The sequence below is a fragment of the Massilia sp. CFBP 13721 genome (genome assembly GCF_014842025.1).
In the GTDB taxonomy this organism is placed as follows: Bacteria; Pseudomonadota; Gammaproteobacteria; order Burkholderiales; family Burkholderiaceae_D; genus Telluria.
The window spans coordinates 141,450-165,780 of sequence record NZ_JACYUY010000004.1; the positions used below are offsets into that span (position 1 = coordinate 141,450).

The 24,331-nt window shown below is 65.9% G+C and carries 22 protein-coding genes and 1 tRNA gene; 11 read left to right on the plus strand and 12 right to left on the minus strand.

Going from position 1 to position 24,331, the window contains the following annotated elements; translation table 11 throughout:
* Positions 1-222: 222 nt before the first annotated feature.
* From IFT60_RS05280 to IFT60_RS05295, 4 genes are all read right to left on the minus strand, one after another.
* Positions 223-297 (minus strand) — tRNA-Val (locus tag IFT60_RS05280).
* Between the two features lie 39 nt (positions 298-336).
* On the minus strand, positions 337-1,044 hold the full coding sequence (gene dnaQ / locus IFT60_RS05285) for a DNA polymerase III subunit epsilon (protein ID WP_192050242.1): 708 nt from the start codon (positions 1,042-1,044) through the stop codon (positions 337-339).
* Between the two features lie 49 nt (positions 1,045-1,093).
* The gene (rnhA, locus tag IFT60_RS05290; protein WP_229510702.1) at positions 1,094-1,549 is read right to left on the minus strand and encodes a ribonuclease HI; all 456 of its coding nucleotides are present in this window, start codon (positions 1,547-1,549) and stop codon (positions 1,094-1,096) included.
* Between the two features lie 11 nt (positions 1,550-1,560).
* Positions 1,561-2,334, minus strand: a complete 774-nt coding sequence (locus tag IFT60_RS05295; RefSeq protein WP_192050243.1) for a class I SAM-dependent methyltransferase — start codon at positions 2,332-2,334, stop codon at positions 1,561-1,563.
* 11 nt (positions 2,335-2,345) lie between these two features.
* Here IFT60_RS05295 and gloB point away from each other — a divergent pair, with 11 nt between their 5' ends.
* The gene (gloB, locus tag IFT60_RS05300; protein ID WP_192050245.1) at positions 2,346-3,170 is read left to right on the plus strand and encodes a hydroxyacylglutathione hydrolase; all 825 of its coding nucleotides are present in this window, start codon (positions 2,346-2,348) and stop codon (positions 3,168-3,170) included.
* A 392-nt stretch (positions 3,171-3,562) separates the two neighbouring features.
* On the opposite strand, the gene aceB is transcribed toward gloB, so the two are convergent.
* Entirely contained in the window at positions 3,563-5,152 is a 1,590-nt protein-coding gene (aceB, locus tag IFT60_RS05305) for a malate synthase A (protein ID WP_192050247.1), read from the minus strand.
* Between the two features lie 181 nt (positions 5,153-5,333).
* Between aceB and IFT60_RS05310 the strand changes: the two genes are divergently transcribed.
* Positions 5,334-6,251, plus strand: a complete 918-nt coding sequence (locus IFT60_RS05310) for a LysR family transcriptional regulator (RefSeq protein WP_192050249.1) — start codon at positions 5,334-5,336, stop codon at positions 6,249-6,251.
* Between the two features lie 122 nt (positions 6,252-6,373).
* Here the strand turns inward: IFT60_RS05310 and IFT60_RS05315 are convergent, their stop codons facing one another.
* The 4 genes from IFT60_RS05315 to IFT60_RS05330 all read right to left on the minus strand — a co-directional run bounded on the left by IFT60_RS05315 (position 6,374) and on the right by IFT60_RS05330 (position 9,712).
* Positions 6,374-6,577: a cold-shock protein gene (locus IFT60_RS05315; protein WP_182988379.1), complete on the minus strand. Its 204-nt coding sequence runs from the start codon at positions 6,575-6,577 to the stop codon at positions 6,374-6,376.
* Between the two features lie 313 nt (positions 6,578-6,890).
* Positions 6,891-7,271, minus strand: a complete 381-nt coding sequence (locus tag IFT60_RS05320; protein WP_192050251.1) for an Hpt domain-containing protein — start codon at positions 7,269-7,271, stop codon at positions 6,891-6,893.
* 5 nt (positions 7,272-7,276) lie between these two features.
* Positions 7,277-7,927 (minus strand): uracil phosphoribosyltransferase, encoded by a 651-nt coding sequence (upp, locus tag IFT60_RS05325; RefSeq protein WP_192050517.1) that lies wholly within the window; start codon positions 7,925-7,927, stop codon positions 7,277-7,279.
* 96 nt (positions 7,928-8,023) lie between these two features.
* Entirely contained in the window at positions 8,024-9,712 is a 1,689-nt protein-coding gene (locus tag IFT60_RS05330) for an isovaleryl-CoA dehydrogenase (protein WP_192050254.1), read from the minus strand.
* A 339-nt stretch (positions 9,713-10,051) separates the two neighbouring features.
* Between IFT60_RS05330 and IFT60_RS05335 the strand changes: the two genes are divergently transcribed.
* The gene (locus IFT60_RS05335) at positions 10,052-11,818 is read left to right on the plus strand and encodes a putative bifunctional diguanylate cyclase/phosphodiesterase (protein WP_192050256.1); all 1,767 of its coding nucleotides are present in this window, start codon (positions 10,052-10,054) and stop codon (positions 11,816-11,818) included.
* Positions 11,815-13,329, plus strand: a complete 1,515-nt coding sequence (locus IFT60_RS05340) for an HDOD domain-containing protein (RefSeq protein WP_229510703.1) — start codon at positions 11,815-11,817, stop codon at positions 13,327-13,329. The genes IFT60_RS05335 and IFT60_RS05340 overlap by 4 nt, the downstream gene beginning before the upstream one ends.
* A gap of 94 nt (positions 13,330-13,423) precedes the next feature.
* On the opposite strand, the gene aroC is transcribed toward IFT60_RS05340, so the two are convergent.
* On the minus strand, positions 13,424-14,515 hold the full coding sequence (aroC, locus tag IFT60_RS05345; protein WP_192050258.1) for a chorismate synthase: 1,092 nt from the start codon (positions 14,513-14,515) through the stop codon (positions 13,424-13,426).
* Positions 14,516-14,725: 210 nt separating this feature from the next.
* Between aroC and IFT60_RS05350 the strand changes: the two genes are divergently transcribed.
* A complete protein-coding gene (locus IFT60_RS05350; RefSeq protein ID WP_192050260.1) occupies positions 14,726-17,011 on the plus strand; it encodes an EAL domain-containing response regulator in 2,286 nt (761 codons plus the stop codon).
* Between the two features lie 216 nt (positions 17,012-17,227).
* Here IFT60_RS05350 and IFT60_RS05355 read toward each other — a convergent pair whose 3' ends face one another.
* Positions 17,228-17,680 (minus strand): CBS domain-containing protein, encoded by a 453-nt coding sequence (locus IFT60_RS05355; protein WP_192050262.1) that lies wholly within the window; start codon positions 17,678-17,680, stop codon positions 17,228-17,230.
* A 194-nt stretch (positions 17,681-17,874) separates the two neighbouring features.
* On the opposite strand from IFT60_RS05355, the gene IFT60_RS05360 reads away from it, so the two are divergent.
* Genes IFT60_RS05360 through IFT60_RS05370 form a run of 3 tightly spaced genes read left to right on the plus strand, consistent with a single transcriptional unit; the run spans position 17,875 to position 20,298 of the window.
* Complete coding sequence (locus IFT60_RS05360; protein ID WP_192050264.1) at positions 17,875-19,185, plus strand: O-acetylhomoserine aminocarboxypropyltransferase; 1,311 nt, start codon at positions 17,875-17,877, stop codon at positions 19,183-19,185.
* Position 19,186: 1 nt separating this feature from the next.
* A complete protein-coding gene (locus tag IFT60_RS05365) occupies positions 19,187-20,011 on the plus strand; it encodes an alpha/beta fold hydrolase (RefSeq protein ID WP_192050266.1) in 825 nt (274 codons plus the stop codon).
* A complete protein-coding gene (locus IFT60_RS05370; RefSeq protein WP_192050268.1) occupies positions 20,008-20,298 on the plus strand; it encodes an Mpo1-like protein in 291 nt (96 codons plus the stop codon). Before IFT60_RS05365 ends, IFT60_RS05370 begins: the two co-directional genes overlap by 4 nt.
* A gap of 186 nt (positions 20,299-20,484) precedes the next feature.
* Here IFT60_RS05370 and IFT60_RS05375 read toward each other — a convergent pair whose 3' ends face one another.
* Positions 20,485-21,843: a YihY family inner membrane protein gene (locus IFT60_RS05375; RefSeq protein WP_192050270.1), complete on the minus strand. Its 1,359-nt coding sequence runs from the start codon at positions 21,841-21,843 to the stop codon at positions 20,485-20,487.
* 61 nt (positions 21,844-21,904) lie between these two features.
* Here IFT60_RS05375 and wrbA point away from each other — a divergent pair, with 61 nt between their 5' ends.
* From wrbA to IFT60_RS05390, 3 genes are read left to right on the plus strand one after another with little or no spacing between them, the layout of a single operon-like run.
* Positions 21,905-22,525, plus strand: coding sequence for an NAD(P)H:quinone oxidoreductase (gene wrbA, locus IFT60_RS05380; protein WP_192050273.1), 621 nt, complete (start codon positions 21,905-21,907; stop codon positions 22,523-22,525).
* Positions 22,525-22,923, plus strand: a complete 399-nt coding sequence (locus IFT60_RS05385) for a DUF2069 domain-containing protein (RefSeq protein ID WP_192050275.1) — start codon at positions 22,525-22,527, stop codon at positions 22,921-22,923. Before wrbA ends, IFT60_RS05385 begins: the two co-directional genes overlap by 1 nt.
* Positions 22,916-24,325: an FAD-binding oxidoreductase gene (locus tag IFT60_RS05390; protein ID WP_192050277.1), complete on the plus strand. Its 1,410-nt coding sequence runs from the start codon at positions 22,916-22,918 to the stop codon at positions 24,323-24,325. The genes IFT60_RS05385 and IFT60_RS05390 overlap by 8 nt, the downstream gene beginning before the upstream one ends.
* Positions 24,326-24,331: the final 6 nt, after the last annotated feature.

Consider the following 24,331-nt stretch of genomic DNA (forward strand, 5'->3'; position numbering starts at 1 on the left):
GACGGAGACGGTGGAATTCGAACTGAAGTTACGTGCGACTCTCTTGCGAGCCTATAAACGCGCTTTCTGAGGCAGGCTTGAATGTTCAGCGCAGCATGCGAAAGACGCTCATTCAGGCCTTGCACGTCCAGGCACGTCCACAGTAATTCCCATACTATTCCCGTCCAAAGCAAAAAGGCCTGCAACGATGTAGTTGCAAGCCTTTGATTGTGCTACGAATTCTGGTGGGAAGTGCAAGTTTCGAACTTGCGACCCCTGCAGTGTGAATGCAGTGCTCTACCCCTGAGCTAACCTCCCTGACAACGAGGCGTATTATGCCGAAAACTTTCTCCACCGTCAAACTTTTGGCGAATAATTTCTCCAAACGCATTCACCCTTGACGCCTTTGTCGAGTCCGGCAAGCACATTGTCATGCTCGGCCATCTCGTCCGCGCTGGCGGAGACGACGATGATCTCGCCTAGCGGCACGGCGTCGAGTTCGATGCCGTCGTTCGTTGTCTCGACTTCGTGGTCCATCGACAGCGAATTCTGGCCGCGCGTCATCGACAGGTAGACGTCGGCGAGCAGTTCCGAGTCGAGCAGTGCGCCGTGCAGCTTGCGGTGTGCGTTCGAAACACCGTAGCGGTCGCACAGCGCGTCCAGCGAGTTGCGCTTGCCCGGGTGCATTTCCTTGGCATTGACCAGGGTGTCGATCACGCCGCTGCAGTGCGAGGTGAAGCTCGGCAGGCCGAGGCGCTGGAATTCGGCGTTCAGGAAGCCCAGGTCGAACGGGGCGTTGTGGATGATGACTTCGGCGCCCTGGATGTAGGCGCGCAGCTTGTCGGCGATCTCGTGGAATTTCGGCTTGTCGCTGAGGAATTCCGTGGTGAGACCGTGCACCGCGAGCGCGGCCTCGTCGGACTCGCGCTCGGGGTTGATGTATTCGTGGAAGTTGTTACCGGTCAGCGTGCGGTTGACCAGCTCGACACAGCCGATTTCGATGACGCGGTCGCCGGTTCGTGGGTTGAGGCCGGTGGTTTCGGTATCGAGGACAATCTGGCGCATGGCAGGCTAATATTGAGTTCAGGCAAGCCGCCAGTATAGCGGACTCTGCTTAACGCCGCACCGTCGCCGCGCCGCGGTTGGCTAGCACGTCGGCGCGCTCGTTGCCCGGATGGCCGTTATGGCCGCGCACCCAGCGCCATTCGACGGCATGCTGTTGCTGGGCCTGGTCGAGTGCCTTCCACAGGTCGTCGTTTTTTACCGGTTCCTTGGCCGCGGTTTTCCAGCCGCGTGCCTTCCAGCCGTGGATCCATTCCGAGATACCCTTCTGGACGTACTGGCTGTCGGTGTGCAGCACGACCTCGCAAGGGCGGTTCAGGACGCCCAGGGCCTCGATCACGGCTTTGAGTTCCATGCGGTTGTTGGTCGTATTCGGCTCGCCGCCGAAGATTTCCTTTTCGTGGCCGTCCGCCACCAGCAGCGCGCCCCAGCCGCCGGCGCCCGGATTGCCCTTGCAGGCGCCATCGGTAAAAATTTCCACTTTCGTCGTCATGCTGCGGGTATTCATTTGAATCGTTTCTATTCTCTATTCGTTGCCGGAACCGCTTGCGGCGCTCGGCTCGATTTTCTATTCCACGCCGGCCCGATCAGGTGCATGCCCTTGACGCGCTTGACCGCATGCACGATGTAGACGGCGCCGAGATAGGGCCAGTACTTCTGCCCTGCGCCCTCCATCACCGCGCAGCGGTCGATCCACTGCGTCGTGCGAAACGGCGGCGCGTAGCAGCCGAAGTGGCTGCGCGTGACGCCAAGATTCAACAATTTTAACCAGTCTTTCATGCGGGGCATAGAGATGAATTCGCCTGCGGCCGGCAGGTAGCAGCTACGCGTGACCTTGCCGATGCCCTGGCGCAGGCCCCACAGGCTGGCCGGATTGAAGCCGCAGATGATCACCTGCCCCTCCGGAATCAGCACCCGCTCGACCTCGCGCAAGACCTGGTGCGGCTCGGCCGCGAACTCGAGCACGTGCGGCAGCACCACCAGGTCGAGGCTCTGCGAGGCGAAGGGCAGCTCGGCGAAATCGAGGGCGACGGCAATCTGCTTGCCGCTGGCGGCGAAGGCCAGTTCGTCGAAACGCGAGGTGCGCGTTGCCGCCTGCCACTTGTTCGGCATCCGGTTGGCGGCGAGCGCGTCGATCTGGGGTACGCCGATCTGCACCGCGTTGTAGCCGAAGATGTCGGCCGTGAGCTCGTCGAGGCAGGCTTGTTCGAAGGCGCGCACGTAGGCGCCCGCTGGAGAAAGCAGCCATTCGTCGAGCGCTATAATGGATTTTTCGGACGCAGCGCTATCCATGCCACCCTCTTATGCAAACCACACCTGATTCCCAAGGCGACACCGCCGCCCGTAATGATTTGAGTGTCTTGACCGTGCCCGCGTTCAATGACAATTATCTTTGGTTGATCCATGACGGCACCAACGCCGCCGTGGTCGACCCCGGCGATCCGGCGCCGATCCTTGACAGTCTCGAGGAACACGGCCTCACCCTGACCGCCATTCTACTCACCCATCACCATGCTGACCACATTGGTGGCGTCGCCGCCCTGCTGGCGCGCTACCCGGTGCCGGTGTTCGGCCCGCGTAACGATGGCATCGGTGCCGTCACCGATCCCCTGGGCGAAGGCGACGTCGTGACCGTGCCCGGACTCGGCCTGGAGCTGGGGGTGCTCGAGGTGCCGGGCCATACGCACGGTCACATCGCCTACGTACGCAGGACGCCTGGCCTGCACTGGCTGTTCTGTGGCGATACCCTGTTTGCCGGGGGCTGCGGGCGCCTGTTCGAAGGCACGCCGGCGCAGATGGTGGTCTCGCTGGAAAAGCTTGCCGCCCTGCCCGAGGATACCGAAGTGTATTGCGCGCATGAATATACGCTGTCGAACCTGCGCTTCGCGCTGGCGGTCGAGCCGGGCAACGAAGGGCTGGCGCTGCGCATGCGTGACGAGTCCGCCAAGCGCGCGGCCGGCTTGCCGACCGTGCCGTCGAGCATCGGGCTGGAGCGGCGTACGAATCCGTTCCTGCGCTATCGTGAGCCGGAGATCGTGGCGTCGCTCATCGCTGCCGGCCGCTTGCAGGAAGGCGCGGGGTCGGTGGAGGCGTTTACGGCGCTGCGTGAGTGGAAGAATACGTTCTGAGTCGGTTAGTTACGTAATTTGCTGAGCGTCTTGTATCTGTGTAGGCCGTGTCGAAAGGTAGCGCTGGGCAAAGGTTGTATCGCGTAGAGGAGTCCACCCTATAGTGCCTTGCTGTTGGTGGCGTCCGGTGAAGCTGCTGGGCGTTCTGCGAAGACGGCCGCCCTGCCGCTCGTGTTTCTGCGGATCGACTCAGTTGGTTAGCTACGGAAATCGCGAGATGCCAGCGGCGCCTGGATCAGGGTGACGTTATCGTAAATCATGCGGTGGGCCGCGTGGGCACAGGGCGCCCACCTACGGTACCTTGCGGCCGCGGAACATTAGCGCAGCGGGAGGGTTGATCAACTGTTCGCCTGCAGCAGATGCCGCAGGCGAACAGGAAATACCTTGCCCCGTCAGATTTCTTCGTACAACGGCAGCGTCAGGAATTCAGCGAATTCTTCCGACGTCGACATTTCTTCGAAGATTTGAGCGGCGCGGGCATAGCTCGGATTGTCGCCGTTCGGCGCGGCGGCTTTTGCGTTGGCCAGTTCTTCCGGGATCATGGCGCGCACCATCTCGGCCGTGACTTTGCGGCCGTCCTCGAGCACGCCTTTCGGCGAGCGGATCCACTGCCACACTTGCGAGCGGCTGATCTCGGCCGTGGCGGCGTCTTCCATCAGGTTGTGGATCGGCACGCAGCCATTGCCGGCCAGCCATGCGCCCAGGTAGTGGATGCCGACGTTGATGTTGTAGCGCAGGCCAGCCTCGGTGATTGGCGCTTCCGGCTTGAAGTCGAGCAGTTGCTCGGCGCGGACTTCGACGTCGGGACGTTGCTTGTCGATCTGGTTTGGCTTGTCGCCCAGCACCCTGGTGAATTCCGTCATGGCCAGCTCGACCAGGCCCGGGTGGGCGACCCAGCCGCCGTCGTAGCCGTCGGTGGCGTCACGCGCCTTATCAAGGCGCACGCCGGCCATCGCGGTCTCGTTCTTGTCCGGGTCGTTCTTGATCGGGATCAGGGCCGCCATACCGCCGATTGCCGGCGCGCCGCGCTTGTGGCAAGTTTTGAGCAGCAACAAGGCGTAGGCGCGCATGAAGGGCGAGGTCATCGTCATCTTCGGGCGGTCGGCCAGGCAGAAGTCCTTGTCCAGTTTGAATTTCTTGATGCACGAGAAGATGTAATCCCAGCGGCCCGCGTTCAGGCCGGCGCTGTGTTCGCGCAGTTCGTACAGGATTTCGTCCATCTCGAAGGCGGCGAGGATGGTTTCGATCAGCACCGTCGCCTTCACCGTGCCGCGCGGCAGGCCGAGCGCGTCCTGGGTGGCGATGAAGATGTCGTTCCACAGGCGCGCTTCCAGGTGCGACTCCATCTTCGGCAGGTAGAAGTACGGGCCGGCGCCGCGCGCCAGCTGCTCTTTGGCGTTATGGAACATGAACAGGGCGAAGTCGAAGATGCCGCCGGAGACGCGCTTGCCGTCGACCAGCACGTGCTTTTCGTCCAGGTGCCAGCCGCGCGGGCGCACGACCAGGGTCGCGACCTTGTCGTTCAGCTTGTAGCTTTTGCCGTTCTGTTCGAGCGAGATGGTGCGGCGCACGGCGTCGACCATGTTGAGCTGGCCGGTGATCTGGTTGTCCCAGTTTGGCGCGTTCGAATCCTCGAAGTCGGTCATGTAGCTGTCGGCGCCCGAATTGAGGGCGTTGATGACCATCTTGCGCTCGACCGGACCGGTGATTTCGACGCGGCGGCATGCGAGCGCCTGCGGGATCGGATCGATTTTCCAGTCGCCATCGCGGATATGCTGCGTCTCCGGCAGGAAGTCGGGACGTTCGCCGGCATCGAGCCGCTTGGCGCGTTCGACGCGGGCGGCCAGCAATTCCTGGCGGCGCGGCTCGAATGTGCGGGTCAGCATGGCGACCAGTTCGAGCGCATCGGGCGTGAGAATCTGTTCGTAGCCGGGCTTGATCTCGGCCTTGATTTCCAGGCCTTGCGGGGTGGCGATGGTCATGTGGTGCTCCTTGAAGAATGGCGATAGTGGGAAGACAAAAGCCGATACGGTCAAGTATAAGCCAGCTTGGCGTTTGTCATATCATCAAGTATATTCAACACAAAGTAATGGAAACGAACCTTTTATGCATTTCATTTGTGCGTATTTGTCACAAGTGATGCATCGACCGAAGGAAAACGGCGTGGGGAAATTCAGGGAAATCGCGACTTTCGTCGAGGTGGCGGCGCGCGGCAGCTTGTCGGCGGCGGCGCGGGCCCAGGGGATTGCGCCGGCGATGATCGGGCGCCGTCTCGATGCGCTGGAGGGCCGGCTCGGGGTCAAGCTGCTGCAGCGCACGACGCGGCGCCTGGCGCTGACCGACGAGGGCGCCGCGTTCCTGGAGGACTGCCAGCGCATCCTGGCCGACATGGAAGAGGCGGAAAGCGCCGTGTCCGCGCGCAGCGCGCACGCGAAAGGCCACCTGCTGGTCTCGGCGCCGGCGGGCTTCGGGCGCCAGCACGTGGCGCCCCTGCTGCCCTCCTTCCTCGCCGAACACCGCGAGGTGACGGTCAACCTGAACCTGAACGACCGCGTGGTCGACGTGGTCGGCGAAGGCGTCGACGTGGCGATCCGCATCGCCGCCCTGGGCGACTCGAGCCTGGTCGGCGTGAAGCTGGCCGATAACGCGCGCGTAGTGGTCGCCAGCCCCGCCTACCTGAAGCGCCACGGCGCGCCGCGCACGCTGGCGGAACTGGCGCGCCATCACTGCCTGGCGATCAGCAGCGAAGGCAGCCAGCGCGGCTGGACCTTTCGCGAGGATGGCAAGACGGTGACCCTGAAGGTGGCCGGCAATATGGTGTGCAACGACGGCGCAGTCCTGCACGACTGGGCGCTGGCCGGCAAAGGCCTGGCCTGGCGTTCGATGTGGGAAGTCGCCGCCCAGATCGAAGCGGGACGGCTGGTGACGGTGCTCGACGCCTATGCGGCGCCCGGCAACGATATTTATGCGGTATTTGCCCAGCGCCGGCATTTGCCGCTGCGCATACGCGCCTTTGTCGATTTCCTGCGGCGTGCGTACGCGCAGCCGAATTATTGGCGATCAGAAATCAAACAAGGCTGAACAGTGCAAACGGCGACGAACGGCGGCAAACGGCGGCCGTTCGGTCAGCGCCGCCGTTCCGAATCGATGGACGAAAAAAATCCCCGGCAAGCCGAGGATTTTTTCATCGGTAATTCAGACGATTAGATCGGCTGGATGTTCGATGCTTGTTTGCCCTTAGGACCCGAGGTCACGTCGAACGAGACGCGCTGGTTCTCTTGCAGGGACTTGAAGCCTTGGCTCTGGATAGCCGAGAAGTGAGCGAACAGATCTTCGCCGCCTTCGTCAGGGGTGATGAAGCCGAAACCCTTGGAGTCATTGAACCATTTAACGATGCCAGTTGCCATTACAATTTCCTATTTCAGTTAAGTGGGCTTACGCCCGTTTATGATCGTTTGAAGTAGCAAGAAAGAAATGACAGACAGACTGCACTACTAGCTCGAACCCAACGATCCCGTATTATACCGAATAAAACAGCGCACACGCAGTTTTCGTAAAATAAAAAGCCAGACAGTTTCACAAGGCAATGAACACTGCATTCAGCAATGCCTCAAGCCAACTTATCCGTTCCTTAATTCGACATCGGCACAGGGACAATATAGGTCATCGAACATCTTCAAGTTTGCGATGAATCAAACGGCTCGACGCTAGACTTTTAATTCAAGGCAACAACGCAAACGCGGCGCTGTGATAGGCCGGTGTCGGCCCCGCCAGGCCGGCGCGGACAAAATCGTCCAGCGCCGCCAGCCAGGCACGCCAGTCGTCCGCGCCGACCAGCTCGAACGCGGTCAGTACGCGCAGGCGCTGCTCGAGCGCACGCGCGCCCTGCCCCAGCTCGCGAAAGCCGAAGGTGACCGCGGCGCCGGCCAGCGCGTGCAGCAGCGACTGCAGCTCGCCCGCCAACGGCGCCGCCGGGGCCGCCGGGTCGAAGCCGGCGCCGGCGCGCTGCAAACGTCCCAGCGTGGCCGGCAGGCCGGCGCGAAAACCGTCGTTCGCCTGCGTCAAGCGGACAAAGAAGTCCGCATCGACAGATGGGCTCATTGCGCTTACTTGGTGCCGAAGATGCGGTCGCCGGCATCGCCCAGGCCCGGCACGATGTAGGCGTGCGCGTCCAGGTGCGAGTCGAGCGAGGCCACGTACAGCTTCACCTCCGGGTGGGCGTCGTGGAATACCTTGACGCCTTCGGGCGCCGCCACCAGCGCCAGGAAGATGATCTGGTCGTCGCGCACGCCGCGCTTTTTCAGCACGTCGATCGCGTGCACCGCCGAGTTGCCAGTGGCGACCATCGGGTCGCACAGGATGAAGGTACGCTCGGCGGTATCCGGCAGGCGCACCAGGTACTCGACCGGCTCGTGGGTGTCCGGATCGCGGTAGACGCCGATGTGGCCGACGCGCGCCGACGGCACCAGCTCCAGCAGGCCGTCGCTCATGCCGATACCGGCGCGCAGGATCGGCACGATGGCCAGCTTCTTGCCCGCGATGACAGGGGCGTCGATCGTGACCAGCGGGGTCTGGATCGGACGCGTGGTCAGCGGCAGGTCGCGCGTGATTTCATAGCCCATCAGCAGCGTGATTTCCTTGAGCAGCTCGCGGAAGGTGCGCGTCGAGGTGTCGTGCTCGCGCATGTGCGACAGCTTGTGCTGGATCAGCGGGTGGTTCAGGATGTACAGGCTGGGAAAACGCGGGTCTTGTTTCATGGTGGACATATGAGGTGTGCTGTAATTGAGGCTCGTAGCCGGGCATTATCCCAGCCGGAGGCTGTTTTGTCGCGCCCCGCTTGTAGAAATATCACCCTAGACGTCCAGCGCACGCGCCAGGATCGCATCGAAATCGGTGTCAGGCGGCAGCCGCCCGAACGCGCCGCCCACATCTTGCGCGATGCGCGACGCGACAAACGCCTCGGCCACGAAGGGCGGCGCATGGCGCAGCAGCAGCGCGCCCTGCACCGCGATCACCAGCCGCTCGGCCAGCCGGCGTGCGCCCGCCTCGCCGGTGTTCAACATGTCGCGGCCGAGTTCCTCGACATGGCGGGCAAAGCGCGCATCGAGGGCAGCCGCCGGCGCCAGTTCGGCGTCCAGCGCCGCGCGCGCCGCCTCCGGCGCCTTGCCGAGCGCGCGCAGCAGGTCCAGGCACATCACGTTGCCCGACCCTTCCCAGATCGAGTTGACCGGAAACTCGCGGTACAGGCGCGCCAGCGGGCCATCCTCGACATAGCCGTTGCCGCCCATGACTTCCATCGCCTCGGCGCCAAAGGCCGGGCCGCGCTTGCACAGCCAGTACTTGCCGGCCGGGGTCAGGATGCGCGCCAGCGCCGACTCGACCGGATCGTCCAGGCGATCGAAGCAGCGCGCCAGGCGCAGGGCAAACGCGGTGGCCGCTTCCGACTCGAGCGCGAGGTCGGCCAGCACGTTCTGCATCAGCGGCTGCTGCGCCAGCGGCTTGCCGAAGACGGCGCGTCCGCGCGCGTGGTGCAGCGCATGGCACAGCGCCGCGCGCATGATGCCGGCGCTGCCGACCACGCAATCGAGGCGGGTATGGCTGCCCATCTCGAGGATGGTCGGAATGCCGCGCCCGAGCGCGCCGACCAGCCAGCCGACGGCGCCCTGGAACTCGACCTCGGACGAGGCGTTCGAGCGGTTGCCGAGCTTGTCTTTCAGGCGCTGCACGCGGATCGCATTGCGGCTGCCGTCGGGCAGGAAGCGCGGCACGAAAAAACATGACAAGCCTGCGCTGCCGCCTTCGTCCGTTTGCGCCAGGATCAGGTGCGCATCCGACTGCGGCGCCGAGAAAAACCACTTGTGGCCGACGATCCGCCAGGCGCCCTCGCCTTCTTCCCCGAAGCGCTCCCTCGCTTCGGCCGGCAGCAGCGGACGCGCGCGCGTGGTGTTGGCACGCACGTCGGTGCCGCCCTGCTTTTCCGTCATGCCCATGCCGACCAGGGCGCCACGCTTCTGTTCGACCGGCAGCGAGCGCGGATCGTATTCGTTCGAGAGGATCTTCGGCAGCCAGCGCGCGCCGAGCGTACCCGCATGACGCAGCGCCGGCACGCTGGCATAGGTCATCGTCACCGGGCACTGGGCGCCGTTCTCGACCTGGCCGAACAGCAGGTAGGCCCCCGCGCGCGCCACCTGGGCGCCAGGACGCGGATCGCGCCAGGGCGAGGAATGGGCGCCGGCCCCGATCATCATCTCCATCAATGCGTGCCAGGCCGGGTGGAACTCGATCTCGTCGACCCGGCGCCCGCCGCGGTCGAATGCGACCAGGCGCGGGCCGTGGGCATTCGCCAGGCGCGCCAGGTCGAGCACGTCGGACTGCCCCAGCCGCGCGCCGAGCGCGTCGAGTTCATCCTGCGCCCAGGCCGCCCCCTCGCGCGCCAGGCCTTCGCGCAAGGCCGGGTCGCAGCGCAGCAGGTTGACGTCGCCGAAGGGCGGCGCCTGGTTGAAGACCTGGTGGGTATCGAATTGATTCACGAACTGGTTCATGAGGTGCTCCCGGCAAGGTCGAACATGCTGGTCTATAATGTTGCAAGAAAGCATCGAATTACACGGTTTTGCTTTCTCAGATGCAACGGTTAGGTGACAATGGCCACTTCCGGTCGACAATGGATGTTGGCGATCCGTCAAGAGGCTAGCGCAAAGTCGTGTGCGAGGCAAGGCGCTCCTGTGCCAACGCAACGAAGCGCAGACGAAACGCAAACGGGCGGCGACCCAACATTTTTTAATGCTCCTTGGAATTTTTCAGTGATAAAGTGTCCCGTGGTTTGTTAAACTCGCACGGTTCCACCTGTCCCGGGTGCCAGCAATAAGGCAGATATTTTTACGATGCATTCCACTTCCGCCGCTGCGCCGTTCGACCAGCCGTGCGCTCCATCGGCCGCTGGCCTGGAGAGCCTGATGGAAGCGGCGGGCGATTGCGCGTTCCGGATCGCCGCCGGCGGCGAGATCAGGAGCGCAAGCCGCAGCGCCGCGCGCCTGGCCGGCGTGCAGGCGCCGCTCGAGGGAATGCCGCTGTCCGCCTTGTTCATGGAAGGCGACAGCGCCGCCCTGCGCAGCGCCATCACCGACGCGCTTGCCGCCGCCGAACCGGTACTGGTGCGTGTGCGCCTGCGCTGCGCCGAGCTGGCCACGCCGCTCGAGCTGCGCATCGTCGCCCTCGCCGTCGACGCCGGTGCTGCAGGTAGCCAGTGCGGCGGACGCGACCTGTTCGTCGTCGGCCGCGACATGAGCGCGCAGCACGCGACCGAAGAGCGGCTGCGCCACATGGCGACCCACGACGCCCTGACCGAACTGCCGAACCGCCTGCTGCTGTCGGACCGCATCCGCATGGTGGTGGCCAATGCGCGCCGCTCGGGCCAGGGCTTCGCCGTGGCCACCATCGGCATCGACGGCTTCAAGAAAGTCAACGACGCGCTCGGCCACACGGTCGGCGACACGGTGCTGCGCCAGGCCGCGACGCGCCTGCGCAAGGCCATGCGCGACAGCGACACGCTGGCGCGCGTGGGCGGCGATGAATTCGTCGTGATCCTGCCCGGCACCGCCAGCGAAGCCCAGATCAAGCTGGTCACGGGACGCCTGCTGGCGGCCCTGCAGTCGCCCTTCGAGGCCGACGGCCACACGATCCACCTGGGCGCCTCGGTCGGCGTCGCGCTCTACCCGCAGCATGCCGAGGACGACCACGGCCTGCTGTCGCTGGCCGACGCCGCGCTGATGCGCGCCAAGGAGACCGGACGCGGGCGCGCGCAGGTCTACAGCGCGCGCGAACAGGGGCCGCCGCAGCACGACATCTCGCTGGAGGCGGCCATGTTCTCGGCCGTGCGCGAGGGCGAATTCCTGCTCTACTACCAGCCCATCGTCGACGCGCGCACGCGCGAGATCGAAGGCTTCGAGACGCTGATGCGCTGGAAGCACCCGACCCTGGGCATGGTGCCGCCGGTGCGCTTCATCCCGATCGCCGAGACGAACGGGCTGATCAACATGCTCGGCGCCTGGGCCCTGCGCTCGGCCTGCGCCCAGTTGCTGCAGTTCGAGGAAGCGGCCAAGCGCGACCTCTACATCTCGGTCAACATCAGCCCGCGCCAGTTCAGGAGCGACAAGTTCCTCGGCGTGCTCGACGAAGCGCTGGCCTTATCTGGCATGCCGGGCCACAAGCTGGTGCTCGAGATCACCGAAGGCACGCTGATGGTCGACCCGCAGCATGCCGAGACCATCCTCACCAGGATGGCCGAGCGCCGGGCGCGCATCGCGATCGACGACTTCGGCACCGGCTACTCGTCCCTCGCCTACCTCAAGCGCTTCCCGATCTCGGTCCTGAAGATCGACCGCGCGTTCGTCAAGGACCTGCCGGATGCGCCGAAGGACGCGGCCATCTGCAGCGCGGTGCTCGACATGGCGCGCCACCTCGGCCTGTCGGTGGTCGCCGAGGGCGTCGAGACCGAGGAGCAGCTGGACTGGTTCCAGCAGCGCGACTGCCGCTACGTCCAGGGCTACCTGACCGGCCGGCCGATGCCGGCGAATGCCGCCCTGGCCGCCCTGCAAGACAACCATTACACGGCATTGCTGCCACCAGAACTCCGGTCAAGACCATCATGACGCCATCCACCACTGAACGCGCACCCAAGGCCGGGGTTACAGCTGACTCTACGTTGGCCTTGCTGTGGGAACGCATCCGGCGCCAGGGCGACATGCCCGGTTTCACGCGCGCCATCAACGCCATCCTCGCCTCGATGCGCGGCGAGGACGAGCAGGAATTCTCGATGACGCAGACCGTGCTCTCCGACCCGGTCCTGACGCAAAAGGTGCTGCGCCTTGCCAACAGCGGCATGTACTCCGCCTTCGGCCAGCGCATCAACACCGTCTCGAAAGCGGTGCTGGTGCTCGGCACCGAAGCTATCGGCCACCTGGCGCTGGGCCTGAAACTGATCGAGGAACTCTCGAAGAGCACGCCCGATTCGGCCAACGCCCACGTCGAGATGGAAAAGGCGGTGCTGGCCGGGATGGTGGCGCAGCAGGTCGCGGCGCGCGCCGCCACGCGCGACCCCGAGGAAGCCGTGGTCTGCTCGATCCTGCATTCGCTGGGCCGGATGATGGTCACCTTCTACATGCCCGAGCGCTGGAGCCAGATGCAGGCGCAAGCCGGCGCCGGCTGCGAGGGCGAGGCCGCCGCGGCCGTGCTCGGGCTGTCGCTGGAGGCGCTGGGGCGCGCCACGGCCGAGCACTGGGGCCTGCCGCGCAACCTGGTGGCGGGCATGCGCACGCTCGAACCGGGCGAGCGCGAGGATGGCTTCGGCCACGACGACTGGCTGGCCGCGCTCGGCACCATGTCGACGCGCTGCGCCAACTCGCTCTGGAACGACGACGAAGCCGGCGCCGCCGAAGTGGCGGAGCTTGCCGCCGCCTTTGCGCCGATGCTGGGCGTGGCGCCGGACCAGGTGCTGGCCGCGATCGACAAGGCGAAAACCGAAGCCGCCGCCGATCTGACGATCGCGCCGCTGGCCAAGCCCGCGGCGAAGCAGGCCCAGGCCGACGCCCACGCCCAGGTGGCAGCGCGCAAGCGCGAAGCGGGCAACCGCATCCTCATGAGCGGCGCCGCCGACATGCGCGACGCCGGCGTGACGGTCAACCCGGGCCAGATGATGTCGATGGCGCTGGAAACCATCTACCAGGGACTCTCCTTCAAGCGCGCCTTCGCCTTCCTGCGCAACCGGCGCGAGGGCAAGTACCTGGCGCGCATGGGCTTTGGCGAAGGGACCAAGGGGTTGATGCCGAACCTGAGTTTCGACGACAGCTACGCGGCCGACGTGTTCCACGCCGCGCTCACCAGCGACCGCGTGATCTTCATCGAGAATGCGCGCGACCCCAAGTTCGCCGCCAAGCTGCCCGGCTGGTGGCGCGGCACGCTGTCGGAAGCGCGCTGCTTCGTCGTGATCCCGATGTGCATGAACGGCCAGCCGGTCGGCTTCATCTACGGCGACTGGGACGAGACCTATGCGTCGATCAATCTGAGCCATACCGAGTTCACGCTATTGAACGATCTGCGCGCTCTGGTGGTGGGAGCGCTCGAGCGGCGTACCCAGGCCGAGCCGGCGGCAAAAAGCGCCTGACCAGATAGCGAACGCGTGGACGGCGGAGCCGTCCACCCTACCTGATATCGATCGTACGCCGTAGGGTGGACGGATTTTCCGTCCACGCGTTACCTCAAATCCGCGGCGTGTCGACCTTCACGTCACCGCACTGCGCGCGCTGCATCAGCGCATGGTCGATCAGCACCAGGGCCAGCATCGCTTCGGCGATCGGCGTCGCGCGAATACCCACGCAGGGGTCATGGCGGCCGAAGGTTTCCACTGTCGCCGGCGCGCCCGCCTTGTCGATCGAGCGGCGCGGCACCCGGATCGAGGAGGTCGGCTTGATCGCCAGCGAGACCGTGATGTCCTGCCCGGTCGAGATCCCGCCCAGCACGCCGCCGGCGTGGTTGCCCACGAAGCCCTCCGGGGTCAGTTCGTCGCCGTGTTCGGAACCCTTCTGCGCCACCGAGGCAAAGCCGGCGCCGATCTCGACGCCCTTGACCGCGTTGATCCCCATCATGGCGTAGGCGATGTCGGCGTCGAGCTTGTCGTAGATCGGCTGGCCGAAGCCGACCGGCACGCCGGTCGCCACCACGTCGATGCGCGCGCCGATCGAGTCGCCGGCGCGGCGCAGCTCGTCCATGTAGGTTTCCATGCGCGCCAGCAGCGCGGCGTCATCGGTGGCGGCGAAGAACGGGTTGTTGGCCACGTGCTCCCAGCCGCCGAAGGGCACGGCGATCTCGCCGAGCTGGCGCATGCAGCCGGCGAAACCGATGCCGTAGCGCTCGCGCAGCCATTTCTTGGCCACCGCGCCGGCGCCGACCACCGGCGCCGTCAGGCGCGCCGAAGAGCGCCCGCCGCCGCGCGGATCGCGCACGCCGTACTTGTGCCAGTAGGTATAGTCGGCGTGGCCGGGACGGAAGGTCTCGGCGATGTTGCCGTAATCCTTGCTGCGCTGGTCTTCGTTCTGGATCAACAGCGCGATCGGGGTACCGGTGGTCACCCCCTCGTACACGCCCGACAGGATCTGCACGCGGTCGCCTTCCTGGCGCTGGGTCACGTGACGCGAGGTGCCGGGCTTGCGGCGATCGAGTTCGGGCTGGATGTCGGCTTCCGACAATGCCATGCCGGGCGGGCAGCCATCGATGACGCAACCGATCGCGGGACCGTGCGATTCGCCGAAGGTGGTGACAGAAAACAGCTTACCGAAGGAATTACCAGACATGGGCTTAGTGGCGAAGGTGCAAAAAAGCCATTCTACCAGCCCGCGCGGCGATCGGCCGGGCATGAAAAATTGTCCACCGTCGACAGCATAATCATTGCTCCACGGATATAAATTTCGTTACAGCAACAACTTTCAGCCTTCGCTTCCGGCAATGTCCGTTATACTGCGCGGGTATGAAGTGCCGAGAATAGTCTTGGAGACGCAACAATCATGTCCGCATCAAGTACACCTGGCGTCGCCGCGCCCCTGCACGACGACCTGGTTTTCCTGGACGAGGCGCCGCTTGCCGGCAGCCTCGCCCACCGCGCCGCCGGTCCCGGCTGGCGCATCCTGATCGTCGACGACGACGCGGACGTCCATTCCACGACCACCTTCGCCCTGGCCGGCCTCGAAGTCCAGGACCGCCCGCTCGAATTCCTGCACGCCTACTCGGCGCAGGCGGCGCGCGAGCTGCTGGCGCGCGAACCAGGTATCGCCGTGATCCTGCTCGACGTCGTGATGGAGCAGCCCGACGCCGGCCTGTATCTGGTGCGCCACATCCGCCAGACGCTCGGCATGGTCGAGGTGCGCATCATCCTGCGCACCGGCCAGCCCGGCTACACGCCCGAGATGGAAGCGATCCGCGACCTCGACATCAACGATTACCGCACCAAGTCCGAGCTGACCCGCACCAAGCTGTATACGACGGTTGCCGCCGCCGTGCGCAGCTACCAGCAACTGCATGCGCTCGGCGTCGGGCGTGCCGGGCTGGAACGCATCGTCCACGCCGGCACCGAACTGATGCGCCTGCACGGCGCGCGCGACGTCGCCCGTTCGGTGCTGCAGCAGGCCGCGTCCCTGCTCGGCCATGATGTGTCCGGCCTGCTTGCACCCGGCCTCCTGTGCGTGCGCGAGGGCGACGCCATGCGCGTGCTCGGTGGTGCCGGCGCCATGCTGCCCCTCGAAGGGCAGCTGCTGGATAGCCGGCATGGAGGGCCGCTGGCCGCCGCGGCCGCGCGTGCGCTGGCGCGGCGCCAGGGCGAATTCGGCCCGACCTGCATGACGCTCTACTTTCCCGGCAAATCGGGACGCGACTTCTGCGCCGCGCTCGCGCTGGCGCAACCCGTCGGCGAGGGCACGGCGCGCCTGCTGAAAGTGTTCGCCAGCGTCGTCGCCGTCGGCCTCGACAACGTCGAACTGGTCGGACGCCTGAACACGGCGGCCTTCTTCGACCGCCTGACCGGCCTGCCAAACCGCACCCGGCTGGTCGAGGAGCTCGACGCGGCGGTCGCCGCGGGCAGCGCTGCGGGTAGCGCTTCGGGTAACATCGGCGAGGCCACCCTGGCCCTGGTCGACCTCGACCATTTTGCCGAGACCAACGACGCGCTCGGCCACCAGTTCGGCGACGAACTGCTGGTGACCGTGGCGCGGCGCCTGCTAGACCAGCTCGACGCGCGCCTGACGGTGGCACGCATCGGCGGCGACACCTTCTCGGTGTTCGGCCCGGGCGAACTGACCACCCCGGCCGCGATCCACGCGCTGTTCGCCGCGCCGTTCCAGATCGACGGCCAGGAAATGCAGGTATCCGCCACACTGGGCCTGGTGTGCCTGCGCGAGCACGAGGGCAGCGGCGCCGACGTCCTCAAGGACGCCGACATCGCGCTCAAGCGCGCCAAGACGCAGCAGCGCGGCGGCCACTTCTACTTCACGCGCAGCATGGGTGTCGAGACCCGCGAACGGGTGCGCCTGATGCACGCGCTGCGCTGCGGCGTGGCGCGCGGCGAACTGTTCCTGGCCTACCAGCCGCAGGTCGACCTCGCCAGCGGGCGCCCGTTCGGCGCCGAAGCGCTGCTGCGCTGGCGCCTGGACGACGGCAGCATGATCCCGCCCGACCGCTTCATCCCGATCGCCGAGCATTCCGGGCTGATCGTCGAGATCGGCGCCTGGGTATTGCGCGAAGCCTGCGCCGAACTGATGCGCCTGCGCGGCGCTGGCTATCTCGATTTCACGATGTCGGTGAACGTCTCGCAGGCGCAGTTCCGCCACCCGCAGTTCGTCGACGTGCTGCGCGGCGCGCTGCTTGACACCGGCGCCCCGGCGGCCTTCCTCGAGCTGGAAATCACGGAATCGATGGCGATGGAAGAGCCGCAGCAGCTGGCCGAGATGCTGGCCGAGGTCAAGCGCACCGGCGTCTCGATCGCGATCGACGACTTCGGCACCGGCTTCTCCTCGCTGTCGCACCTGCAGCGCCTGCAAATCGACCGCCTCAAGATCGACCGCTCGTTCGTCAGCGAAATCACGGAATCGGCACGCGGCAGCAGCATCGCCGCGATGGTGATCCAGCTCGGGCGCAACCTGGGCCTGTCGGTGATCGCGGAAGGCGTCGAAGACGAACGCCAGGCCCGCATCCTGCACGCGCTCGGCTGCCCGCTGGCGCAGGGCTACCTGTACGCGCGGCCGTTGTCGCCGCAGGACTTGCTGGCGTGGCTGGGGGCGCGGCGGCTGGATGCGGCTTGAACCGTAGGGTGGGCGCCCCTGTGCCCACGCGGACGCTCGCATGGTGTTGGCACTTATGCGAATGGAGGCATTCGCGTGGGCTCGGGGCGCCCACCCTACAAAATCACATCACGGTCTGTGCAGACAGTAGTTGAACGCGTGGGCGCAATTCCGGCCATTGGCCGAAATTGCCCCGCCCACCTTACGGGTATGCGGCACACGTACAGGCCTTTTGAATCAATCCTCCGCCGCCTGCTCCGCCGGCCAATCCCGGATATACGCCTTCAGCATGCGGTTCTCGAAACTTTGCGCCTCCAGTACCGCGCGTGCGACGTCGTAGAACGAAATCACGCCCAGCAGCGTCTTGGCATCCATCACCGGCAGGTAGCGCGCGTGCTTCTCCAGCATCATGCGGCGCACCTCGTTGACCTCGGTTTCCGGCGTGACCGTGATCGGGGCTTCGTCCATGTGCCGGCGCACGGTGCCGCCGCCGAGCGAGCCGCCGTTGGCATGCAGCGCCTTGATCACTTCGCGGAAAGTCAGCATTCCGACGAGGTCGCCGTACTCCATGACCACCAGGGAACCGATGTCCTTTTCCGACATCGTATTGACCGCGTCGGCGAGCAGCGTTTCGGGCGTTACCGTGTAGAGGATGTTGCCCTTCACCTGCAGGATTTCTGAAACTTTCATATTGGCCACCCCGGCTTCAGTTGGAATATTCACTGGTTGATTTTCTTTGTCTAAGGCATAACACGAATGTAGCCTAAGCCTATCAGAAAATCCAGTTACGCGAGGAAGTACTCCCCCGGGGCATGGCAGGGCGATGAAAGAATGCTACGATGCCGCCCACAATAAAACCGAATTTCTTACAACACGAGACGATCATGAGCGGTCCACACTACCCGGGCTTCGACACCCTGGCGCTGCACGCAGGCGCCGCGCCCGACCCGGCGACCGGCGCGCGCGCCACGCCGATCCACTTCACTTCCTCGTTCGCCTTCCGCGACTCCGACCACGCCGCTTCGCTGTTCAACATGGAACGCAGCGGCCACGTCTATTCGCGCATCTCGAACCCGACCAACGCGGTGCTGGAAGAACGCATCGCCGCGCTCGAAGGCGGCGTGGCCGGCATCGCCACCGCCAGCGGCCAGGCGGCGATGCACCTGGGCCTGTCGACGATTGCCGGCGCCGGCTCGCACATCGTCGCCTCGCGCGCGCTGTACGGGGGCTCGCACAACCTGCTGGCGTACACGTTAAAACGCTTCGGCATCGAGACCACCTTCGTCGACCCGCGCGACCTCGACGCCTGGCGCGCCGCGATCCGTCCCGACACCAAGGTGCTGTTCGGCGAAACCCTCGGCAACCCGGGCCTGGACGTGCTCGACATCCCGCGCATCGGCGCGCTCGCGCACGAGCACCACCTGCCGCTGATGGTCGACGCCACCTTCACCACGCCGTATTTGCTGCGCCCCTTCGACCTTGGCGCCGACCTGGTGTTCCACTCGGCCACCAAGTTCCTGTGCGGGCACGGCACCGCCATCGGCGGATTGCTGGTCGACGGCGGCACCTTCGACTGGCAGGCGGCCTACGACCGGACCGGACGCTTCGCCGAACTGTGCGAACCCTACGAGGGCTTCCACGACATGGTGTTCGCCGAAGAGTCGACCGTCGCCGCCTTTGCCCTGCGCGCCCGCCGCGAGGGCTTGCGCGATTTCGGCGCGGTGATGAGCCCGCACAATGCCTTTGCCGTGCTGCAGGGGATCGAGACGCTCGGCCTGCGCATGGACCGCCACGTGGCCAACACCCGCCGCGTGATCGAGTTCCTGCTCGCCAATCCGGCCGTGACGTCGGTCTCGTATCCGGAACTGGAGACCCATCCCGATCATGCGCTGGCAAAAACGCTGCTGCCGAAGGGCTGCGGCGCCGTGTTCACTTTCAACCTGAAGGGCGACCGCGCCGCCGGCCGGCGTTTCGTCGACGCCCTGAACGTGTTCTCGCACCTGGCCAATGTCGGCGACGCCAAGTCGCTCGTCATCCACCCGGCCTCGACCACCCACTTCCGCGTGCCCGCCGACCAGCTGGCGGCGTCCGGCATCCTGGAAGGCACGATGCGCCTCTCGGTCGGCCTGGAGGATGCGGACGACCTGATCGAAGACCTGGCGCGCGCGCTCAAGGCGTCGCAGAAGGGAGCCTAAGATGATCCTGAATATCGCGGATAACGCAGCGTATTGCTACAGCGGCGGCAAACCCTTCGACGCGGCGCTGCCGATGATCGTCTTCATCCACGGTGCCCAGAACGACCATTCGGTCTGGGGCCTGCAGTCGCGCTGGTTCGCGCACCATGGCTACGGCGTGCTGGCCGTCGACCTGCCCGGCCACGGCCGCAGCGCCGGCTCGGCTCTCACCAGCGTCGAGGCGATGGCCGACTGGCTGCTGGCGCTGCTGGACGCCGCCGGGGTAGCGCAAGCCATCCTTGTCGGCCACAGCATGGGTTCGCTCGTCGCGCTGGAAGCGTCCAAACACGCGCCGGAGCGGGTACGGGCCCTGGCCATGCTCGGCACCACCTACCCGATGAAGGTGTCGGACGCCCTCCTCGCCACGTCGCGCGACGATGAGGGAAGTGCGATCGACATGGTCAACATCTGGTCGCACTCGTCCATCGCCCACAAGCCGTCCAGTCCCGGACCCGGCTTCTCGGTGCTGGGTGGCGCGCGGCGGCTGATGCAGCGCATGTCGGCCATCAATCCCGACGGGCTGTTCCACAACGATTTCGCGGCCTGCAATGCCTATGCGGACGGCGAAGCCGCGGCGCAAGCGGTGCGCTGCCCGACCCTGTTCATTTTCGGCAGCAAGGACATGATGACGCCGGCGCGTTCGACCAAAACGCTGACCGGCGCCATCGCCCATGGCAAGGTGGTGCAGGTCGACGCCGGCCATTCGCTGATGAGCGAGCAGCCCGATGGGGTGCTCGATGCGCTGGCGGCGTTCGCCGCAGGATTGAAGCAACAGGAGGCCGCATGACCTTCGCCGAGTTCTATCCCTTCTACCTGACCCAGCACGCCGACCGCCGCTGCCGCCGCACCCATTTCATCGGCAGCTCCGGCGCGCTGCTGGCGATTGCCACGGCGATCGTCACGGGTAACGCCTGGTGGATCCTGGTGGCGCTGGTGTTCGGCTACGGCGGCGCCTGGATCGGGCATTTCTTCTACGAGCACAACCGGCCGGCGACGTTCGCGCAGCCGTGGCTGTCGTTCAAGGCGGACTGGGTGATGTACTGGCAGATGCTCACGGGGAAGCTGAGTTTTTAGGGCGAGTCGCAGCGTTCAAACAATGCTATCGCTGTGCCACGTTCCGCGTGGGCTCCGGGCGCCCACCCTACGGCTCATCAACGTGTCGGCCGCCGCATATTGTAGGGTGGGCGCCCCGTGCCCACGCGTTCGTGCGGGTGCATACCGCACCGTGTCCAGCGCCGCAACAGTCGAAAATCCGGCGCGTTACCGCTCCGCGAAGTACGCGCTAATCGGCTGATCCAGCCCTTGCCCCACCGCCGCCTCGACCTCGCGCGCCAGCGCCGCCGCATCCAGCGACAGGTCCGACCCCGCCACCTGCTGCGCACTCGGCGCCAGCACGCCGCCGAACACGAACAGCCGGTACACGTCGGCCACGCGCAGCACGTCCGGATCGGCCAGCAAGACCCAGGCCTCGGCGCCGGCACGCTCGCTGGCGCCCCAGCCGCCTTGCGGCGCGTCCGGCTGCACCCGCCCGACCCAGCCGGCGGCGACCATCTGCTCGAGCAGCAGGCCGATTTCGTCATACCCGATGCGGGTATGGGCGCGGATCGCGTTCGAGGACACCAGCGCCGAGCCGGTGGCGTGCGCGCCGCCGTGCAGCACCTTCAGCACCGCCATGGCGTCGACGAACACCCCGCCCGGCGCCGGCACGTGCCACCAGCGTTCGTATTTAATGACCGGCAAGGCGGCCGCCACGACCGCGCCGAGCAGCGTGATCAGCCACGACAGGTACATCCACACCAGGAACAACGGCAGCGCCGCCAGCGCGCCGTAGATGATGGCGTAGGTCGGGAACTGGCGGATGAACAGGGCGAACAGGCGCTTGGCCAACTCAAACGCAATCGCCGCCGCCAGCGCACCCCACAGCGCATCGCGCCAATCGACGTGGCGGTTCGGCACCGCCACGTACAGCAGCGTGTAGGCGCCGGTACTGAGCGCGAGCGAGGCCAGCGCCGACAGCAGCGCGCCAAGAATCGACCCAAGCAGGGGCACCGCCTGCGCCATGCCGCCAGTGGCAGTGAACAACTGGCCCGTGAGGCTGATCGACAGGCCGAACAGCAAGGGCCCGAGCGTGATCAGCGCCCAGTAGGTCAGCAGGCGCTGCATCAGCGGACGCGGACGGCGCACGCGCCAGATCTGGTTGAAGACGCGCTCGATCATCGCCATCATCGCCGTCGTGGTCGACAGCAGCGCGATCGCGCCCAGCGCCGACAAGCCCTTGGCCTTGTCGGCAAATTGCGTCAGGTTGGCGATGATCGTGTTCGATATCGCGCGCGGAATCAGCGCCTGGGCGAAATACGTTTCCAGGGCCGTGCGGAGCTGACCGAAGATCGGAAACGTGGTAAAAATGGCCAGTACGATCGTCAGCAAGGGGACCAGGGCCAGCGTCGTGGTAAAGGTGAGGCTGCCTGCCACTTGCGGCAGCCTTTCCTCGCGCAGGCGGCGCCGCGCGAAGCGCACCAGGTCGCGTACTTCGGCCAGGGTCAGCCCGCGCACGCGTTCGAAGTCGCTGACGATCTCGTCCCGGGAACGTGCAAGCGCGTGAACCGTTTTGGAAAGCATGTTGTTATTCTGGTTAGTCCCGAAGGCATTCGGTGCAGCAAAGCATTCTATAATACCAACGATGAACCCGACCCTGACCATACTCGTGTTGTACTACTCGCGCCACGGCGCCACCCGCAAGCTGGCCGAGCTGATCGCCCAGGGCGTCGAAAGCGTCCCGGGCGCGGAAGCCCGCCTGCGCACGGTGCCGGCGGTGTCGACGGTGGCGGAAGCGACCGCGCCGGCAATTCCGGCGGATGGTGCGCCGTATGTCGAACTGTCCGACCTGGCCGAGTGCGCCGGGCTGGCGCTGGGTTCGCCCACGCGCTTCGGCAACATGGCGGCGGCGATGAAATACTTCCTCGACGGCACCGCGGCCGAATGGCTGGCCGGCACCCTGTCCGGCAAACCGGCGGTCGTGTTCGCCTCCACCGGCAGCCTGCACGGCGGCCAGGAAGCGACCCTACTGTCGATGATGATTCCGCTGCTGCACCACGGCATGCTCGTCATGGGCCTGCCCTACACCCATCCGGAACTGATGACGACCTCCAGCGGCGGCAGCCCCTACGGCGCCACCCACTGGGCCGGCATCGACGGCGACAAGGCGGTCACGGAGGACGAGAAACGCCTGGCGATCGCGCTCGGGCGCCGCCTGGCCGACGCCGCCGCCAAGTTGCAATCAACATTGCCTGGACCACGCTGATGCAAACCCAAAAGCTGTTTCATGGTGGCGCCATCGCCAGCCTGATCTGGCTGATCGGCTGGCTGGTGGCCTGGGAAATCTGGGTCGCCCCGCTGCACCCGGGCGGCTCGCTGCTGGCTTTGAAAGCCTTGCCGCTGCTGCTGCCGCTGCGCGGCGTCATCAAGCGCGACTTGTACACGCTGCAGTGGTCGTCGATGGTGATCCTGCTGTACTTCACCGAAGGCGTGGTGCGCGCCTGGAGCGACACGCGCGAACTGTCGCGCATGATGGCGCTGGGCGAAGTGACGCTGGTCTGCGTGTATTTCGCCTGCGCCCTGCTCTACCTGCGCCCCTATAAAAAGGCGGCGCAAAAGCTGGCCAAGGAATTGCTCGACAAGGTAAAAGTACCGCATGACTGAGGATTTCCTCGGACGCTGCCGCGCGATCGTCGGCGCCGCGTCGGTGCTGACGGCGGATGCCGAAATGGCGCCCTACCTCACCGACTGGCGCGGCCGCTTCACCGGGCGCGCACGCGCCGTGCTGCTGCCCGCCACGCTTGAGCAGGTGGCGCAACTGGTCGCCGCCTGCGCCGGCGCGCGCGTGCCCATCGTGCCGCAAGGCGGCCGCACCGGCCTGGTGCTGGGCAGCGTGCCCGATGCCAGCGGCGCGGCCGTGGTGCTCTCGATGCGGCGCCTGAACCGCATCCTCGACATCGATACCGTCAACCGCACCATCACCGTCGAAGCCGGCGCCATCCTGCAGCAGATCCAGGACGCCGCCGCGCAGGCAGGCCTGCTGTTCCCGCTGTCGCTGGCGGCCGAAGGCAGCTGCACCATCGGCGGCAACCTGTCGACGAATGCCGGCGGCACCGCGGTGCTGCGCTACGGGAACACGCGCGACCTGTGCCTCGGGCTGCAGGTGGTCACCCCGGCCGGCGAAGTCTGGGACGGCTTGCGCGGGCTGCGCAAGGACAATACCGGCTATGCGCTGCGCGACCTGTTCATCGGCGCCGAAGGCACGCTCGGTGTGATCACCGCCGCTGTCCTCAAGCTGTATCCGCAGCCCAAGGCGTCGACCACGGCGCTGGTGGCGATGGATTCGCCGGAAAGCGCGCTGGCGCTGCTGTCGCTGGTGCAGGACGGATGCGGCTCCAGCCTGACGGCTTACGAATTGATGTCGGACTTTTGCCTGCGCCTGGTGGGCGAGCACTTCCCGCACCTGCCGCGCCCGTTCGCGCGCAGCCATGCGCAATATGCGCTGCTGGAAGTATCAAGCAGCGAATCGGAAGCGCATGCGGTGGGGCTGCTCGAGGGCGCCATCGAAGCCGCCCTCGAAGGCGGCCTGGCCGACGACGCGGTAGTCGCCACTTCGATCGCGCAATCGACCAGCCTGTGGCAGCTGCGCGAACACATCCCGCTGGCCCAGGCCAGCGCCGGCAAGAACATCAAGCACGACGTCTCGCTGCCGATCTCGCAGATCGCCGCCTTCATCGCCGCCACCGACGCCGCCCTGGCCGCCGCCTTCCCCGGCTGCCAAGTGGTCTGCTTCGGCCACCTGGGCGACGGCAACCTGCACTACAACGTCGCGCCGATGGCGGGCGTGGCGCACGAGGATTTTCTCGTCAACCAGGCCGCGATCAACCGCATCGTGCACGACAAGGTCGCCGCCTTCGACGGCTCGATCTCGGCCGAACACGGCATCGGCGCCCTGAAACGCGACGAGCTGCAACGCTACAAGGACCCCGTCGAACTGAACATGATGCGTGCCATCAAAGGCGCCCTCGACCCGCTCGGCATTATGAACCCTGGCAAAATTTTGTGAACCAGG

What these genes read in the sequence shown, in the direction of transcription:
- dnaQ (WP_192050242.1), bottom strand. Translation starts at nt 1,044, where the DNA reads ATGCGCCAGATTGTCCTCGATACCGAAACCACCGGCCTCAACCCACGA.
- rnhA (WP_229510702.1), bottom strand. Translation starts at nt 1,549, where the DNA reads ATGAATACCCGCAGCATGACGACGAAAGTGGAAATTTTTACCGATGGC.
- IFT60_RS05295 (WP_192050243.1), bottom strand. Translation starts at nt 2,334, where the DNA reads ATGGATAGCGCTGCGTCCGAAAAATCCATTATAGCGCTCGACGAATGG.
- gloB (WP_192050245.1), top strand. Translation starts at nt 2,346, where the DNA reads ATGCAAACCACACCTGATTCCCAAGGCGACACCGCCGCCCGTAATGAT.
- aceB (WP_192050247.1), bottom strand. Translation starts at nt 5,152, where the DNA reads ATGACCATCGCCACCCCGCAAGGCCTGGAAATCAAGGCCGAGATCAAG.
- IFT60_RS05315 (WP_182988379.1), bottom strand. Translation starts at nt 6,577, where the DNA reads ATGGCAACTGGCATCGTTAAATGGTTCAATGACTCCAAGGGTTTCGGC.
- IFT60_RS05320 (WP_192050251.1), bottom strand. Translation starts at nt 7,271, where the DNA reads ATGAGCCCATCTGTCGATGCGGACTTCTTTGTCCGCTTGACGCAGGCG.
- upp (WP_192050517.1), bottom strand. Translation starts at nt 7,927, where the DNA reads ATGAAACAAGACCCGCGTTTTCCCAGCCTGTACATCCTGAACCACCCG.
- IFT60_RS05330 (WP_192050254.1), bottom strand. Translation starts at nt 9,712, where the DNA reads ATGAACCAGTTCGTGAATCAATTCGATACCCACCAGGTCTTCAACCAG.
- IFT60_RS05335 (WP_192050256.1), top strand. Translation starts at nt 10,052, where the DNA reads ATGCATTCCACTTCCGCCGCTGCGCCGTTCGACCAGCCGTGCGCTCCA.
- IFT60_RS05340 (WP_229510703.1), top strand. Translation starts at nt 11,815, where the DNA reads ATGACGCCATCCACCACTGAACGCGCACCCAAGGCCGGGGTTACAGCT.
- aroC (WP_192050258.1), bottom strand. Translation starts at nt 14,515, where the DNA reads ATGTCTGGTAATTCCTTCGGTAAGCTGTTTTCTGTCACCACCTTCGGC.
- IFT60_RS05350 (WP_192050260.1), top strand. Translation starts at nt 14,726, where the DNA reads ATGTCCGCATCAAGTACACCTGGCGTCGCCGCGCCCCTGCACGACGAC.
- IFT60_RS05355 (WP_192050262.1), bottom strand. Translation starts at nt 17,680, where the DNA reads ATGAAAGTTTCAGAAATCCTGCAGGTGAAGGGCAACATCCTCTACACG.
- IFT60_RS05360 (WP_192050264.1), top strand. Translation starts at nt 17,875, where the DNA reads ATGAGCGGTCCACACTACCCGGGCTTCGACACCCTGGCGCTGCACGCA.
- IFT60_RS05365 (WP_192050266.1), top strand. Translation starts at nt 19,187, where the DNA reads ATGATCCTGAATATCGCGGATAACGCAGCGTATTGCTACAGCGGCGGC.
- IFT60_RS05370 (WP_192050268.1), top strand. Translation starts at nt 20,008, where the DNA reads ATGACCTTCGCCGAGTTCTATCCCTTCTACCTGACCCAGCACGCCGAC.
- IFT60_RS05375 (WP_192050270.1), bottom strand. Translation starts at nt 21,843, where the DNA reads ATGCTTTCCAAAACGGTTCACGCGCTTGCACGTTCCCGGGACGAGATC.
- wrbA (WP_192050273.1), top strand. Translation starts at nt 21,905, where the DNA reads ATGAACCCGACCCTGACCATACTCGTGTTGTACTACTCGCGCCACGGC.
- IFT60_RS05385 (WP_192050275.1), top strand. Translation starts at nt 22,525, where the DNA reads ATGCAAACCCAAAAGCTGTTTCATGGTGGCGCCATCGCCAGCCTGATC.
- IFT60_RS05390 (WP_192050277.1), top strand. Translation starts at nt 22,916, where the DNA reads ATGACTGAGGATTTCCTCGGACGCTGCCGCGCGATCGTCGGCGCCGCG.